Consider the following 16949-nt stretch of genomic DNA (forward strand, 5'->3'; position numbering starts at 1 on the left):
TTAAAGCTGAAAGAGCCATACCACAAGCGTTTATTACTTTTGGCTTTCAAGTAAACCTAATAGTAATACTTACTAAAGTTATAGTATTGCGCTGTAACTTTATCAGACGCAATCAAGTAATATAAAAACATCAATGTGAAAATGTGGTTTTAACTACGCTATTCCATTAAATTAGTAAGATAAACTTGCCGTATGTATGTCATCAAAGTACTTAGCTTCATCTAGTAATCAAAAAGGCATAAGCAATGAGTAAAGAAGCAGTCAAAGTAATATTATGGGAAGAAAATCAAAAAGATTTTCTAAAAAAGTTCTATGATCTCCAATTTACTCCCAGAGTAGGAGAGGAAGTTTACCTAAAAAAGGAAAGATGGAAAGTAACCAGGGTTGAGCATGATGTAGAAATTAGTGAGATTAATGTCTATATGGAATTAATCAAAAAAGCCAAACAGGATAAATCATCTAATTCATAAATACAAGTAAATACACTCAACTATTATTAAAGGGAGGTTATTAGCCTCCCTTAATTCTGAGAATAAATATATTGTCAAATGTAATTTGTTAATCTTTATGCAAGCTGCGATGTCTACGACGGGCTACGCCTACCCACCACAAGATTTGCAGCCAAGTGGTGGCGATCGCACCGTATTTTGCCTATAACGATACACTATAAAAGTAAAGAAATGTAAATAAATTAAATTTTGCAACCGTGGAAAATATTACATTGGGGCAAAATGGCCCAGTTGTTACACCTTTGTGCATAGGCACTTGGGCTTGGGGTGATAAACTATTTTGGAATTATGGCGATCGCTATGGGCCAGAAGAGTTACAAGAAGCCTTCACAGCAGCCTTAGAAGCTGGTATTACCTTCTTTGATACTGCTGAAGTCTACGGAATGGGAAAGAGCGAGAAGTTTTTAGGACAATTTCTGCAACAGACACAACAACCTGTGCAAATCGCTACAAAATTTGGCCCCCTACCGTGGCGATTTACAGCCCAATCCGTCTCAGATGCTTTAACAGCCAGCCTCAAACGCTTGCAATTAGAACGAATCGCCCTGTATCAAGTTCATTGGCCTTTTGCCTTCTTTTTAAGCCAAGAAACTTTGATGAATGCCCTAGCGGATGAAGTGAAGCAGGGTAGAATTGCCGCAGTTGGTGTGAGTAATTACTCAGCAGAGCAAATGCGAGACGCACATCAAATATTGGCGGCCCGTGGAGTGCCTTTGGCTGTAAACCAAGTGCGCTATTCTTTACTCAGTCGTCAAGTTGAAAGCAAAGGTATTATCGCAACTGCGCGTGAGTTGGGTATGACTATTTTGGCTTATAGTCCTTTGGCACAAGGATTACTTACAGGCAAGTACACTATTGATAGTACTGAAACCCCCACTGGCCCGAGGAAAATAGACCCGCGATTCAAGAAAGAAGGTCTGCAAAAAATTGCCCCAGTCATATCTTTGCTACGCAGCTTCGGGGAAAAATACGATCGCACTTCTGCCCAAGTTGCTCTCAACTGGTTAATTGCTCAGGGGAATGTTATTCCTATTGCTGGGGTGAAGACAGCCGAACAGGTGCGGCAGAATGCTGGTGCTTTGGGCTGGAGATTGAGCGACGATGAAATTGGAGAATTAGAACAAGTTAGTCGTCTTTGGCTGTAGTATTTCTAAACTACTCAAACACAGGCGGCCAAAGTTCTGACACTACTAGCTCCCAACCTGGTAATAAGTCTGGTAGTGTCAGTTTATTACTATCCTGCAAGAGAATTGGTTCTTGGTTGAGTCGATAAACGGTGAGCGTCAATTTGTCAGGATCAATTAGGATACCAACTGTACATCCAAGTTGTAGAAATAGCTGAATCTTTTCTACCAATGGTTTGATGCGGTCTGACTTAGATTTTATCTCTACCATCAAGTCAGGCACTAATTCCACAAAGTCACGCTTGCTTGTTTTTAATCTATCAGCACGAAGAAAAGATACATCGGGAGCGCGGAGATTTCGTTTTTCATTATCAGCTTCTTTCCCGTTTTCAGTTTCTAATGTAGGCAAAATAAAACCAGCGCTAGAACCAGTCACCCGTCCTAGCCTCTGTGGGCGTACCCAGTTGCCAAGTAATCTAACTAACTCAGCGCCTATTTCCTCTGACTCATAATCTGATGGCCCCATAACAATTATATTTCCGTCTACCAGCTCCATCTGCCATTCTGGATGCTCTGCTTGTAGTTGCTCTAAGTCTGGGATAGTGAACATAAGACCACGAAGAATGCATCTTTAATTTATCTTCCTACAAACGGGTAGAAGAAATTATCCAAAAAGCCAAAAAGTCAAGAGCTAAAGCCAAAATCTTGACTCTTAACTCTCAACTCTCAATTTTATATGTGGATTTTGGATTGCAGAAAAAATCTAAAAATCTAAAATCCAAAATTGATTAACTTCTAACTGTTGACTAAGAAGCTGATTCTCTAGCTGTAGGTGAACCTATCTTTTTACTAGGAGATACAGAAGAATCCTGCCCACTTGTCCGCAGTTTTGGCTTGGGAGAAGAATGTCTTTCTTCACCATTGTTGCTATCTGATTTCCATGCAGAACGGGGACGATCGCTGGAAGATTCACGACGTTTGCCGAGTCTTGGTTTGGGAGCAGAAGATTCCTCTTGAGGAATTTCCACGTCTGAACTCAACCAAGCGGGACGAGTTTGATCGTAAGCGATTTGTAGTGCAGCTGCGGCGATCGCTTGAGCATCGTATTCTTCAATTAGTTCGCTAACAATCGGCAAGAATGAAGCCAAACGCTCACCTGTCAAAGCTTCCCGCACCTGCTCTTGCAATTTCAGGATGTGTCGCGCTTCAATCTGGGCGCGTGTAGGAATGGTCAGCAATTGCCAACTTTGGCGGTTATGACGTTCAAATGTTTGCTGTTTGCGCCGTTCAAATGGTTGTACTAAAGAAATTGCTGTTCCTTCTTTACCAGCACGACCAGTACGACCAATGCGATGGACATAGGTTTCTACGCTATCGGGTAAGTCGTAGTTGATCACATGGGAGAGTTGATCGACATCTAACCCTCGGGCTGCAATATCAGTTGCTACCACCCAGCGAACTTGACGGTTACGGAATCTGACTAATAACCGTTCCCGTGCTTGTTGAGACAAGTCACCGTGGTATTCATCGACACTATGACCAGCCCCTTGTAACTGACTGGTGAGTTCTGCGGCTGTGCGTCTGGTGCGGACAAAGATTAAAGCTGTTTCTGGATCTTCCATTTCCAGAATTGGCTGTAAAGCTTTGGCTTTTGTCCAGTGGCGAGGGATCAGGTAAGCTACCTGATTAATCTTGTTGGGAGCGGCTTTTGGTTGCTCAACAGTGACAGTTGCAGGCGATCGCAAGAACTTGTTCACCAACATCCGAATCGATGGTGGCATGGTTGCCGAGAATAAAGCTGTTTGGCGTTCTACGGGCGCTTGCGAGAGGATTTTGATTACATCGTCGATAAAGCCCATGCTCAACATTTCATCAGCTTCATCCAATACAAACCACTTCACTTGATCGAGCTTTAAACAACCGCGATCAAGCAAATCGATCACCCGTCCTGGAGTACCCACGACCATGTGAACGCCACGTTTGAGTTGTAACATTTGACGGTCAATTGATTGACCACCGTAGATTGCTAACACCCGCAATCCTTCATTACCGATGAATTGGGCAATCGCATCGTGAACTTGCATCGCTAATTCACGAGTTGGTGTTAAAACTATGGCTTGCACGGCTCTTTGATTAATATCTAGCCGTTCTAAAATTGGCAGTGAAAATGCTGCCGTTTTGCCTGTTCCAGTTTGAGATTGACCTACCACATCACGACCGGCTAGCAATTGGGGAATTGCTTGCACTTGAATGTTGGTTGGTTCAGTAAAACCAATTTTTTCTAGTTGTTCGACACGTTCTTGGGAAATGCCTAATTCTTGAAATGAAAGAGTCATTAATTCGTCCTAAATTTTATCTAAGGATTTTTGGATTAGTCATTTAGTCATTAGTTATTAGTCATTAGTCATTAGTCATTAGTCATTAGTTATTGGCTAGTTAGTCAGCCAAGGGCGATAGCAAAGCCTCAAATCTTGGAGAAGCTATGCCCACGAGTGAGTCCCCGAATTTCAGGTAAACCCTCATGAAAACTGCCATTAATGCAGCGTTGATCTTGGGATAAGGGTGAATCTGTAAGGGTCATTTAACAAAGGACAAAAGACAAAAGACAAAGGACAATTTAGTTATTGACTACTTGACCATAGAGGTCGTATGTATCAGCGTGGTGAATCGCTATTGGCACGATGGTTCCTAACTTTGCCTGGCCTTTGACATACACCAGACCATCAACCTCTGGGGAAAATCTACCTGAACGACCGATTAATTCACCACTTTCAGGATTTTCTTGCTCAATCAGGACATCGACTATTTTGCCTACTTCCTGTTGATTTTTCTTTTGAGAAATCGGTTGCTGGAGTTCCATCAGTTGGTATCGGCGATCGTCCATCACCTCTTGGGACAACTGATTTGGCAACTTATAAGCTGGAGTTCCTTCCTCAGAGGAAAAGGTGAAGACACCAACATGATCGAATTCATGCCGCTCGACGAACTCTAGTAGATGCTCAAAATGCTCGCTTGTTTCTCCTGGGAAACCAACAATAAATGTTGTCCGCAATACGGCTGTTGGTAGCGCCGTTTTGATGCGATCTATAATCCCATCATTTACGCGCCCTTGCCAAGGGCGGTTCATGGCACGGAGAATCTCTGGATGAGAATGCTGCAAGGGCAAATCTAGATAAGGCAGGATGTTGGGTGTTTCTTGGATGGCCGCGATCACATTTGGGGTCAGTCCCGTGGGATAAGCGTAGTGCATTCTGATCCACGGTATATCTACTTTCCCCAAAGCGCGAAGTAATTCGGCTAATTTTGGCTGACCGTAAATATCTAGACCATAATTAGTCGTGATTTGGGAAATTAAAATAATTTCCTTTACCCCTTGACTAACTAACTGCTCCGCTTCGGCGACGATAGATTCAATAGTACGCGATCGCTGGTTTCCTCGAAGATGAGGAATTATACAAAATGCACAACGATAATCACATCCTTCCGCAACCCGGAGGTAAGCAACGCCCTCGGTTGTAGTGCGATAGCGCGGTGTAGTTTCGTCGGCAATGTAGGTTGGCTCTATACTAACCTGTTTGACCCGCTCGCCAAGTTCAACACGCTCAATTACATTTACAATTTTGTGATAATCGCCTGTACCCACAACGGCTACTGCTTCAGGCAACTCTTCCAAAAGTTGTTCTTGGAAGTGTTGCGCCATACAGCCAGTGATTACGATCTTTTTATTTGCCTCTGCCAGTTCTACTAAAGTTCTGACAGATTCTTGCCGGGCCGCTTCAATAAAACTACAAGTATTAACAATAACGTAATCTGCTAACTCTTCATTTGTATCTACACCGTAGCCTGCTTCTACGAGCATTCCCAGCATGTGTTCTGTATCAATTCGATTTTTCTCGCAGCCCAGGTGAGAAATGGCAATCGTTGGCTTGTCACCCATATTTTGAAAATATCTTCATTTTTTTCTTGTAGTCAACATTTTGGTGCTAATTTCGCTTTTTTCCGATCGCTATCCTTCTAATAACAGTACGATGGCAGATTTTCACTGTCAGCAACTGTCCGCATAATTATGACCCTATCAATAATAAAAATAGAGGTCATGTTATGATATTTTTATCAATCTGTTCCCCAGGGTAAATTGAAGTGTCTTTGGGTACATTTGACACTTGTAATGTTTTTTAACAATTCGCCTATTGGTATTTTACATTACCACAGCGTATGCGTTGTTAACCTACCCATCGGGAAGCCGCCCAAAGGGCTTGTTGTGAGAAGTCGCTACCCTCAGGGAAATCGACGAAAGCGACTACGCCTATAAAGCAGTAATGCTACCCTGGCGATTGGCAAGTCCTACGACAGTGCGCGGACAAGACGCCTAAACCACGGAAAGCTGCCTTGCGTCTAGTGAGTGGCAAACTCCTCTTGTAGCCAGGTTTTATCTTAACATATCTTATGGGAGGTTTGACGGCAATTTCCATCTGAGGAAAGAGGCAATAAACCAACTATCATAAAACACATTTGACTAGTTAATGAAAAGTCAAGAGTCAAGGGTCAAAGGGAGCCAGTCACGTGCGGGATTTTCCCCGTTGAAGAGCCACCCTTATATAGAGGTTCCCGACCTTCAGGGGAGTGGTGTTGATCTGGCGTTCAATAGTCAAAAAAATCTGGACTCTGGACTGTGCGAGGCAAATTAAAGACGTGGACTTATATCAGATATTTAAAACTCGCTCACCAATTATTGGCGTGGTTCACCTGCTACCACTGCCTGCCTCACCCCGTTGGGGAGGTAGCCTAAAAACGGTGATTGACCGTGCCGAACAAGAAGCCGCAGCCCTGGCAAGTGGAGGGGTTGACGGTCTGATTGTCGAGAATTTTTTCGACGCGCCGTTTACCAAAAACCAAGTCGATCCAGTGGTTGTGAGTGCCATGACTATTGTGGTGCAGCGGATACAGAATTTGGTGACTTTGCCTATAGGCTTAAATGTATTGCGAAACGATGCCAAAAGTGCAATAGCGATCGCTAGCTGTGTACAGGCGCAATTTATCCGCGTCAACGTCCTCACAGGGGTGATGGCAACTGACCAAGGATTAATTGAGGGAGAAGCCCATCAACTACTCCGCTATCGACGGGAGTTGGGCTGTGATGTTAAAATCCTGGCCGATGTGTTGGTGAAACACGCCCGTCCTTTGAGTTCTCCAAATCTCACAGTCGCTGTAAAAGACACCATTGAAAGGGGTTTAGCAGACGGAGTGATTTTATCTGGTTGGGCTACTGGTAGTCCTCCTAACTTAGAAGATTTGGAACTAGCTTGTGGCGCAGCAAATGGCACGCCAGTGTTCATCGGGAGTGGGGCTAATTGGGAAAATATTGATACATTGATGCAAGCAGCAGATGGTGTAATAGTTTCCAGCTCCCTGAAACGTCATGGACGCATAGAGCAACCAATTGACCCAATTCGCGTCAGTCAATTTGTGGAAGCTGCCCGTCGCAATTGGAACTCCAAAGGTGAAAGCAAATCAGCAGAACAAGTGAAGTTACATTCTTAAATAGGGAATGGGGCATGGGGAAAAATAAATAATACCTAATGCCCACCGCCCACTGCCCACTGCCCAATGCCCATTAACCAATAACAGTTTATGATTCGCCGCCGTTCTACTCCTTGGATTCATAAATGGTCACGTCCATTGATTGCCGCGATCGCTGGATGTGGTGCCCTGATAACAGGTTATCTCACTATAGAAAAGTTAACTGGAGGCAGTGCCGCTTGTGTGGCACAGGCTGGTGCTAAGGGCTGTAATGATGTGCTTTCCAGTCCTTGGGCAACGGTTTTTGGTCAGCCATTAGCCTTGTTTGGGTTTTTGGCATACACCAGTATGGTGATATTGGCTTTGGCTCCCTTGGTATTTAACTCAGGGGAAAACAATAATCGCAAACAATTGGAAAATTGGACGTGGTGGCTGCTGCTGGTAGGTGCGATCGCTATGTCTGTCTTTAGCGGCTACTTAATGTTTGTGCTGACATCTCAACTCAAAGCTATTTGTCCTTACTGTATCGGTTCAGCTTTGTTCTCTGTGAGTCTTTTGGTACTAGCGATTATCGGTCGGACTTGGGAGGATATTGGACAAATTTTCTTTACCGCCTTGATTGTCGGGATGGTAACGCTGATTGGTACTTTAGGCGTCTATGCTGGCGTGAATCAATCAGATGTTACACCTGGAACTCCTGGACAACCCACAAAAATTACCTTTACTCCCAAGGAAAACCCTAACCCAGCGTTCGGTTGGGAAGTTACCACTACTTCTGGTGAGGCAGAAATAGCCTTAGCAAGCCATCTGGCAAAGGTAGGTGCAAAGGAATACAGTGCTTATTGGTGTCCTCACTGTCATGAACAAAAGCTGCTTTTTGGTAAAGAAGCTGAGGAAATAATCAATAATGGTATTAAGGTAGAGTGCGCCCCTGATGGACTCAAAGCTCAACCAGAACTCTGTAAAGCTGCAAAAATTGAAGGTTTCCCCACTTGGATCGTTAATGGTAAAAGCTATAGTGGAGTCCAAAATTTAGAGGAACTAGCGAAAGTTTCTGGTTACACAGGTCCTCGGAACTTCAAGTATTTTAAGTAAAGTATCTACACTGATTTTCAGTAGTTCACACCCCATAGTCAACTGGATGATACAGTAAAATCTGTTTCCAGTTGGCTTTTTTGTATTTGGTAACAGATAATAGGTCTTATCCAATGCCCAATTACCAATTTTCCTGCGGCTTTTATCTGCAAATACTTAAGCTCAAGGAAATTAGATAAGTATATTTATTTAAGAGTAATGTATATTTTAATTCATTTTATAATACTTGAGAGCCACCTTGGGATGTAATCATGTCAGGCTCGAACCGAGAGGTGTGTTGTTGGAAGTTTACGTAATTCTTAGTAAAATACCTAATTGATCGCAAATGTGAGTTTAATTGAGTAGGCTCTACTAGAGAAGGCTTTGAGAGTTAAATTTACTGAACTCACTTTCAACAATATTTATTAATCTGTGCTGATAGCCACAAGAGTCCCAGTTGCCCTTTAGTCAGATAATTGGCCTCAATATATGGTAATACATCACAAATACCACAATGTCTTAAAGAACCTTGCTGAGTAGAAAAAATTTTTAGAAACTCTATTTAGCTCCTACTTGAGCTATGTTAGTCCGATAGTTAATAGCTATAAGAAATAGAGAATATTTCTCCCTACTAGGTAATGGGAATGAATCAGCAGCTAGGCAAGCGTTTTGTGAAGTTAATCTTTAGACTGAAACAATCGCTTAGTCGAGGACACAGAGAATTGATTACTGCGGCCAGCGTTGCAGTCTGCGTCCTGCTTTTGCACTCGATTGGATTATTGCAATCTTTGGAGTTGGCGGCTTTGGATCAATTTTTTCGCTTACGTCCAAATGAACCGTCAGAAGACCGGATTACGATCGTAGTGATTGATGAGGCTGATTTAGACGAAGTAGGTTCGTGGCCAATTCCAGATGCGAATATTGCCCAGTTGTTGCAAAAATTAAATGTCCACAAACCCCGTGCTATTGGCTTAGATATCTACAGAAATTTACCAGTAGAGCCTGGTAATCAAGAACTGCGTAATACTTACAAGTCAACGCCCAACTTAGTTGGTATTGAATTACTAGCAAATGACAAAAACAAAAACGTTAGTGTTTCGCCTCCACTGGGATTAAATCAGAATCAAGTGGGCTTTAATAACGTGCTGTACGATCTTGATAGTAAAGTACGTCGCAGTTTGTTGTATTGGCACGTTAAAAATCAAGTACACGAAAGTTTTGCCCTGAAGTTGGCTTTATTGTATTTAAAGTCAAAGGGAATTACTCCCACGAAAGCAAAAAGCAACCCTGAGTATTTGCAATTGGGTAAGGCAGCATTTACTCGTTTTGAGGCTAATGATGGTGCTTATGTAGGAGCTGATGCTAGAGGCTACCAAATTTTGAGCAATTTTCCCAAACCCAAATGTCAAAGTTCGTCTGGAGAATTTTGTAGTTTTCACCAAGTATCAATGAGAGATGTAGTGGCAGATAAAGTCAAAGCAAACTTAATCAAAGATCGGATTATACTTATTGGCTCTACTGCACCCAGTCTCCAAGATTTTGTATTTATTCCCTACTCCAGCAGTGTAATGAGTACGGCAAAGCCTGTACCTGGTATTCAATTGCAGGCTTATTTTATTAGTGAGTTAATCTCTGCTGCTGTTGATGGAAGACCATTACTCAAAGTTTGGCCTGACTTGGTGGAATACTTGTGGGTTTTTGTTTGGTCTTATCTGGGAGCCGTGACGATATGGCAGATACGACATGCAACTAGGAGTCTCTTCTGTATCCTAGTTTCTTGCTTTGTATTGACCGTGAGTGCATACCTGGCTTTCTTGTACGGTTGGTGGATACCACTCATTCCCTCACTGGTTTGCTTTGGCACTTCAGCTATTTGGATGACTAGTCATATTGCTCACATGCAGGAAGAGTGGAAACGTTCCAAAGAATTTTTGCATCACGTTATCAACACGATCCCCGATCCAATTTTTGTGAAAAATGAACAACACCAGTGGATTGTTTTAAATGAGGCGTATTGTCGATTTATCGGTTATCCAAATAAGTTTTTAATTGAAAAGTCAGACTATGACTTTTTCCCAAAACACGAAGTTGATGTGTTTCGACAACAGGACGATCTTGTTTTTCGGACTCAGCAACCCCAAGAACATGAAGAAGAATTTACAAATGCCGATGGTAAGACTTATCTAATTGCCACTAAGCGATCGCTTCACAAAGACTCGGCTGGTAATTTCTTTTTAGTTGGTGTCATCCGGGATATTACTCAGCGCAAGTTGATCGAAGAACAGCTTAAGCGTACTGCTGCTGAACTATTCCGCTCTAACAATGAATTAAAACTCAAAGAAGACCACTTACGTTATTTAGCGTATCACGACCCCCTGACCAGTTTATACAATCGCAAATTTTTTGTCGAACAACTTTACGAGTCCTTACATTGGGCGCAACACAACAACTTGTTGCTGGGACTGCTGTTTATTGATCTAGATGGCTTTAAGCAAGTTAATGATACTCTGGGGCACGAGATAGGCGATCGCTTGCTAATAACTATTGCTGGACGACTCAGCAACTGTTTACGCGCTAGTGATACAGTTTCTCGTTTGGGTGGCGATGAATTTACTGTGATTTTACGGGCAATTCCTAATGTCCAAATAGCTGCTAAAGTCGCCGAAAAAATTTTAAACAGTATTACCAAGCCAATTGTTTTGGACGGCTATCCAATCCGAGTCACTGCCAGTATTGGCATTAGTGTTTACCCATACAACAGTCAAGATAGTGAAACTTTGATGAAACAAGCTGATACAGCAATGTACCGTGCCAAGCGCCTGGGTAAAAATCGCTATGAGTTTGCTTGATTAGTCAAGAGTCAAATCTCCAGATTTTTTAACTGTAGTTACAATGTTTACTTTTAAATTAGGAATTTAGACTGGAGATACGTCTAAAACACTGTCTTGAAGAAATATAGCGTATATACTGCGAGGTAATTTTTTAGCCAATATGTAGACCTAGCAAGGCTTTTTGGCTTGAAGACTAAACCTCATAACTTATGTCAAAAAGCAATTAGTCATCAAAGATGATTAGGAAAAGAAATTTTCAATGTAAACTTAGTTTTGCTAAAAATTATACTTATATTTATTCGCTGATTACGCTGTTTGATAGGTTTAAAAATCCTTTTAATAAATATGTTGTTTTATCTTTACACATCTTTACTCATTAAGTCTAAACTATACAACCAAATAAGTATTATTTCATATTTTTCTTAACTTCTGATTTAGCGAACATAGTGTTTATACTTAGCAATATTAAAATATTATTAATAAATAGTGAACTTAGCAAAATATTTACAGTAAATTATTGACATATCTAACCTGAGACTGATGTAAAAGCTGCCTATTAACAGTACCACTTAAGTATAAAGACTATTTAATATCGGCAGATTAAGGTTAATCGACAAGCGAATACCACAATAAGTTGTACACTACCAGCAATAATTTCATAAAGTTAAAATACTTTTTTCAAAAAGCCCAGTAAATATACGGTAGTAAAGAAAAAATACCTTTTAAAATAAAAAATTAGTAAAATTACTGAAAGATATGAAGACTAACTTCCGAATCACAAAGTTTATGATATTCTGCATAGGTGCTTATATACTGCTCCCAAAAATTGCCGCTTGCACAGGTATATTCAGTACTGCAAGTGCTAATTCTTTTGGTTCTACTAGCAGTAACACCTTAATCGCCCGCAAGGTCAATTCTCAAAATTTAAAAGACATATATATTCCACCAAATTATGGTGGTCCCGACAGTCATAATGGTAGCGGCACCCGCTAATGGCATTTTTGATTTTTAGATTGTGGTAGAGTAGCTTGATCAGGTAGCTACCGTTTTGGACACCACATATTTTACTTAGCGGCTCATTGCAAGATGTTGTGCTTATACCAATTTTATATGAAGCTGCATATAATGGAGAAAATAAACTCGATAAATTAAAATAACCATGAGCCGCCCTTTTAAAATTGAAATCGCAGAGAGTGAAGAAGAACTTAAAAAACGTCTACAAACACCTAACTTGGGAAACCAGAAAGAAAAACTTATTATGCTGTGGTGGATAAAAAGCGGACAAGTTAAGGAGCAGCAAGAAATTGGAAAACGCTTGGCGAAAGATACCTCAACTGTGACAAGGTGGTTGCAAAAGTATAGATCAGGTGGGCTATATGAATTATTGTCAATCAAAAAAGCTCCAGGAGCAGAACGTAAAATTCATGACGCAGCGATCGCAGCACTCACAGAAGAGTTAAAAACAGGAAAAGGCTTTAGTAGCTATGGTGCAATAGTTGAGTGGTTGAAACAAGAACATGGACTAAATATCGAGTATGCAACGGTTTATGCCTGGGTTCGATATCGATTAGGAGCAAAGCTAAAAGTGCCTCGTCCTCAAAGCCACAAACAAGACGAAAAATTGGTATCTGAGTTTAAAAAAAACTCGGAATCATTCTCAAGTGTATAGAAGAAAATCTAGCCCAAGGAAAATGTGTTCATTACCTGTGCCAGGATGAAACTAGGGTTGGATTAAAAACTTTGACAGGAAAAGTGATTACGGCTTCTGGAGTAAAGCCAACTGTATCCGTTAAATGGGAAAGAGAGAATTTTTGGATTTATGGTGCAATTGAACCATTAACGGGACAACATTTCGAACAAGAATACCCCAAACTTAATGGTGATTATTTTCAACAATTCATAGACTGGCTATCTCAGCAATTAGGTTCAGATTATGCAATTTTACAAATTGACCAAGCTCCTGCTCATGTAAGTTGTGCAATTAATTGGCCGGAAAATATTATTCCTCTACTTCAACCACCTCATTCTCCCGAACTGAATCCGATTGAAAGGCTTTGGCAGTTCCTCAAAAAGTCGCTCAAAAATGAATTATTTTCTTCCATACAAAATTTACGCGAGCGCATACAGCAATTGTTTGATCAACTTACATTCGAGCAGGTAATTTCTGTTTCCTCTTATAACTTTATTTTAGAAGCCCTTTTCTATGCAGCTTCATATTAAATTGGTATTAGGGTTGCGAAAACTGTCAGGCTCTTTAAGGTAGTTTATTTAAGACAATAATGGAGATTTCCACCAATGATTTGTTTGTATAAGTGTATGGACTTGCCAATTTGAGTCTGGTTGAGGATAATCTAAATGGAAGTGTCCGCCTCGGCTTTCGGTTCTAAAAGCAGCACTTTTGAGAATTAAATCAGCTACATCTAATAAATTGCGGGTTTCTGCCCAAAGTCCCAATTGCCGTTCAACATCTGGTAGGTCAAAACTAGCGGGTTCTACTGGACGTAAAGCAAGCAAGAATTGACTTAAAGGCAAGGCAGCGAAATCTTGCTGCCAAGATTCAATAGTAGCGATCGCAGTTTCCAGCCTTGATTGCTCCCGACAAATACCAGCACTTTCCCACACTAGACGCGGTAACTTCTCCCTGAGTGCTTCTAGCTGTGCTTGTTGGATGTGCCACTCACTAGCATCAGGATTAAATTTCCGTAATGGTAGCACTGATGTTTCTGAGGGCAATTTAATATTTTCTAACTTAATATTAGCCATCTGGGCCCCAAACACAATACATTCCAACAGGGAATTACTGGCAAGGCGATTTGCCCCATGCACACCGGTACTAGCGGTTTCACCCACTGCATACAAACCGGGTATATTTGTGCGATTCATCAGATCCGCAACAATTCCACCCATCCAGTAATGGGCGGCTGGCGCTACAGGAATTGGTTCGTGGAAGACATCAACGCCCCAATGCTGACAAACTTTGATGATGTTAGGAAAGCGGTGACGAATCTTCTCGGCAGGGATGGGGCGCATATCTAACCACACATGGGCAGTAGCCAAATCAAGGGCAGTACGTTGCAAATGGCTGAAAATTGCTCTACTGACCACATCTCTCGGTGCAAGTTCACCCGCAGGGTGGTAGTCAAAGGCAAAACGTCGCCCTTCATGATCAATGAGATGTGCCCCTTCGCCGCGTACAGCTTCGCTGATCAAGAAGCGATCGGCACCAGGTTTAGTGAGGGCAGTCGGGTGAAATTGGACAAATTCTAAATCGCGGAGGATAGCCCCAGCCCGACCGGCGATCGCGACCCCATCACCGGTACTCACAGCCGGGTTTGTGGTTTGGGCAAATACCTGACCACCGCCGCCTGTTGCCAGTACCACAGCACCAGCTCTTATCCAGGTAAGTTTACCTTGATAAAACAGGCTAATTCCTTGACAACGACCAGTTTCAGGTTCAATCCACAAACTCAAAGCTAAAGCTTGCTGAATGACTTGAATATTTTGGCGACGTAATACTTGGGCAGTGAGAGTGGTAGTAACTTCCCTGCCTGTGGTGTCTGCAGCGTGGAGAACACGGCGGCGAGAATGGGCGGCTTCCAAAGTTAAAGCTAAAGCTTGACCATGACGGTCAAAAGCGACCCCCAAGTTAACTAGGGATTGAATACAGCTAGGGGCATGTTGGGCGAGAAATTCGACAGCGGTGTGATCGCATAAACCTGCACCCGCCAGGATCGTATCTTCAATGTGCAGTGTTGGAGAATCTTCTGGGGCGATCGCTGCGGCAATACCACCTTGTGCCCAATCGCTGGCGGATAAAGCAACGGTTTCTTTGGTAATCAAGCCGACTTGCAAGGATTCTGGCAGACACAGCGCTGTGTATAGTCCAGCGGCACCAGCGCCGACTACTAAGACATCAAATTGGCTGGGAATATCTATCTGAGACAAGGTAATGGGTAGGGGGAAGTGAGGAGTTAGAAGTTAGGAGTTAGGAGTTTTGAATTTTTAACTCATAACTCCTAACTCCTAACTCATATCATCTCCCACTCCCTAGAATCAGGAGTGGGCTGCTATTTGCTACATTAACTGCAATTCAGTTATCTGTAGATACCGTTGTTAAAGCGATCGTCTCCTTCATTGAAGGCAGGCTCTAGTTCTGTCACGGTGAATTTATCGAAGTTGGCTTGCAGGGTTTCTTTTTGGCGATCGCTCAATCCTGGAAGATCCAATACATCCTCTACCTTTTGGTAGGGAGCATTGGTGATGATTTTCTTAGCCAGGGTGGGATAAAGCCCTGGAAACTGTTGAAAAGCTCGGACGTTGGTATTATTCAAATCAATTTTTTTACCAAATTCCGTTCCTAGTTTAGCGTCTGCCCGATTCTGCCGCTGAATTGCCAGAACTGGGACTTGGGGAAAAGCAAAACTGTTGAAACTAGCAGCTTGGGCTATCTGAGTTGTTCCCAACCATCCCCAGCAACTAAGTAACAAGCTAAACACTGTTAATAAACGCGCCAATCCTTTCACGATTTTTCTACCTCTTTCCATCAAACAGAAATAAAAGTTTTAAGCTAACAGTGGTCATTAGTCATTAGTCATTAGTCATACTCTACGTGAGAGCGCCAAGGACAAAGGACAAGAGACAAAACCTGATAGCTTAATCAACACAGCAGTCATCAGAAACTAATATACAGCGTATTAATATCCACAATATTTACCGTTACTGGGTTTGACTATACTTTTGCCAAAAATTTTCATCGTGGAAAGAGTGCCTGCATAGCTGCGATAGCGTTGCATCGATGATCCCAGGAACATTCCCAACTAGACTAAATCTTTTCGGGGTGGCTGATTCTACCTCTCAAGCAGACACCAAACTGCACGATTTCTAAGATCGAAAACCTTACCAAAAAAGACTTGATGCTGATGGATTTTATGTAATATTTCTTAACTAATTAATCATCTACAGCATCATTTTTGATGTGCCGTAGATTGGGCTGGGAAAAGTTTCCCAAAGAAAAGCCTACACGCTCATTGCAACATAATAGCGTCTCCTGGCTTGTTCACGCTGCGATCGCAGCTAACAAAAATAGGCTGTCTACCAAAATTGTGCTTAAAACTGCGCCACCAAAGGCATACCAGTGTCTTTGATTTCGACCTAAAGCTGAAATCCCTACTGTTAATAGCACTACGGCGAGAATTATCGCCCAAGTTTGTCCCCAAGGTGCTTGTACTTGCATGAGAGCATTTTGTAAGATTTGTGGTACTACATCTGCATCTACTCTCATGATTTGCCGCCAATAGGGTATCAAATCTACTATATAAAAATATATATCTGTTAAAACTGTACCGAGTAAAGAACCTAAATAAAACCAGCTACCTACCTTGCCCCAATTCTTCGCCAGACACCAACAAGTGAAAGGTAAACCGATAAACTCCACCGGCAAATGCCATAAAGGTTCCCAACGTAACCAGCCCCAGTAAATCGCTCCTGCTAACCAACTCCAGCTAAACCCTAAGAGCAAATCCCCCCAGACATAAGTTGCAGGACGTGACATTAAGGCAAAACTTAGCCACACCCAAAATCCTGTCAGCGCTAGACTTAGACTTGGTAGCGAGCGCACTATTGGCGCTTCTATAAATACTGGCACTGTTACCAAAAACACCGCTGCTGCAAACACTAACCAAGTTTGTTGGGCAGAAATAGATAAGCATAAAGAGGGAGAAAGGGAGAGTGTAGATTCCAATTGCCTGATACCCTTCTGCCCAGTATCAGCTAAATCCAACTCAATATCAATAGAAGGGGTAGAAGCGCTGTAGGAGGACAGTGTATTATTAACCAAAGTTTTTAATATTTGTTACTAAACTTTATCTTATTTAAGATATCACACTTTTAAA

At 42.0% G+C, this 16949-nt stretch carries 14 protein-coding genes; 8 read left to right on the forward strand and 6 right to left on the reverse strand.

What is annotated here, in order from left to right:
- Positions 1–245: 245 nt before the first annotated feature.
- A complete protein-coding gene (locus tag V7K60_RS05270) occupies positions 246–470 on the forward strand; it encodes a hypothetical protein (protein WP_334923538.1) in 225 nt (74 codons plus the stop codon).
- A 236-nt stretch (positions 471–706) separates the two neighbouring features.
- Positions 707–1654, forward strand: coding sequence for an aldo/keto reductase (locus V7K60_RS05275; protein WP_334923540.1), 948 nt, complete (start codon positions 707–709; stop codon positions 1652–1654).
- Positions 1655–1664: 10 nt separating this feature from the next.
- Here V7K60_RS05275 and V7K60_RS05280 read toward each other — a convergent pair whose 3' ends face one another.
- The 3 genes from V7K60_RS05280 to rimO form a co-directional block, all read right to left on the reverse strand.
- Positions 1665–2243: a Uma2 family endonuclease gene (locus V7K60_RS05280; RefSeq protein ID WP_334923542.1), complete on the reverse strand. Its 579-nt coding sequence runs from the start codon at positions 2241–2243 to the stop codon at positions 1665–1667.
- Between the two features lie 196 nt (positions 2244–2439).
- Positions 2440–3969, reverse strand: coding sequence for a DEAD/DEAH box helicase (locus tag V7K60_RS05285; RefSeq protein WP_334923544.1), 1530 nt, complete (start codon positions 3967–3969; stop codon positions 2440–2442).
- 281 nt (positions 3970–4250) lie between these two features.
- Positions 4251–5570 (reverse strand): 30S ribosomal protein S12 methylthiotransferase RimO, encoded by a 1320-nt coding sequence (gene rimO / locus V7K60_RS05290; protein WP_334923546.1) that lies wholly within the window; start codon positions 5568–5570, stop codon positions 4251–4253.
- A 755-nt stretch (positions 5571–6325) separates the two neighbouring features.
- Here rimO and btpA point away from each other — a divergent pair.
- From btpA to V7K60_RS05320, 6 genes are all read left to right on the forward strand, one after another.
- The gene (btpA, locus tag V7K60_RS05295; protein ID WP_334923548.1) at positions 6326–7174 is read left to right on the forward strand and encodes a photosystem I biogenesis protein BtpA; all 849 of its coding nucleotides are present in this window, start codon (positions 6326–6328) and stop codon (positions 7172–7174) included.
- A 90-nt stretch (positions 7175–7264) separates the two neighbouring features.
- Positions 7265–8248: a vitamin K epoxide reductase family protein gene (locus V7K60_RS05300; RefSeq protein WP_334923550.1), complete on the forward strand. Its 984-nt coding sequence runs from the start codon at positions 7265–7267 to the stop codon at positions 8246–8248.
- 623 nt (positions 8249–8871) lie between these two features.
- Complete coding sequence (locus tag V7K60_RS05305) at positions 8872–11076, forward strand: CHASE2 domain-containing protein (protein ID WP_334923552.1); 2205 nt, start codon at positions 8872–8874, stop codon at positions 11074–11076.
- 768 nt (positions 11077–11844) lie between these two features.
- A complete protein-coding gene (locus V7K60_RS05310) occupies positions 11845–12051 on the forward strand; it encodes a hypothetical protein (protein ID WP_334923553.1) in 207 nt (68 codons plus the stop codon).
- A 166-nt stretch (positions 12052–12217) separates the two neighbouring features.
- Entirely contained in the window at positions 12218–12727 is a 510-nt protein-coding gene (locus tag V7K60_RS05315; protein WP_334923555.1) for a helix-turn-helix domain-containing protein, read from the forward strand.
- Entirely contained in the window at positions 12724–13278 is a 555-nt protein-coding gene (locus tag V7K60_RS05320; RefSeq protein ID WP_442944344.1) for an IS630 family transposase, read from the forward strand. Before V7K60_RS05315 ends, V7K60_RS05320 begins: the two co-directional genes overlap by 4 nt.
- A 48-nt stretch (positions 13279–13326) precedes the next feature.
- Here V7K60_RS05320 and nadB read toward each other — a convergent pair whose 3' ends face one another.
- The 3 genes from nadB to V7K60_RS05335 form a co-directional block, all read right to left on the reverse strand.
- Positions 13327–15003 carry an L-aspartate oxidase gene (nadB, locus tag V7K60_RS05325; protein ID WP_334923559.1) on the reverse strand — a complete coding sequence of 559 codons (1677 nt, stop codon included), beginning with the start codon at positions 15001–15003 and terminating at the stop codon, positions 13327–13329.
- Positions 15004–15152: 149 nt separating this feature from the next.
- Positions 15153–15581: a photosystem II complex extrinsic protein PsbU gene (gene psbU, locus V7K60_RS05330; protein ID WP_334923561.1), complete on the reverse strand. Its 429-nt coding sequence runs from the start codon at positions 15579–15581 to the stop codon at positions 15153–15155.
- 533 nt (positions 15582–16114) lie between these two features.
- Positions 16115–16894, reverse strand: coding sequence for a DUF3120 domain-containing protein (locus V7K60_RS05335; RefSeq protein WP_334923563.1), 780 nt, complete (start codon positions 16892–16894; stop codon positions 16115–16117).
- Between the last annotated feature and the right edge of the window lie 55 nt (positions 16895–16949).

This window comes from Nostoc sp. (assembly GCF_036917555.1).
In the GTDB taxonomy this organism is placed as follows: Bacteria; Cyanobacteriota; Cyanobacteriia; order Cyanobacteriales; family Nostocaceae; genus Nostoc.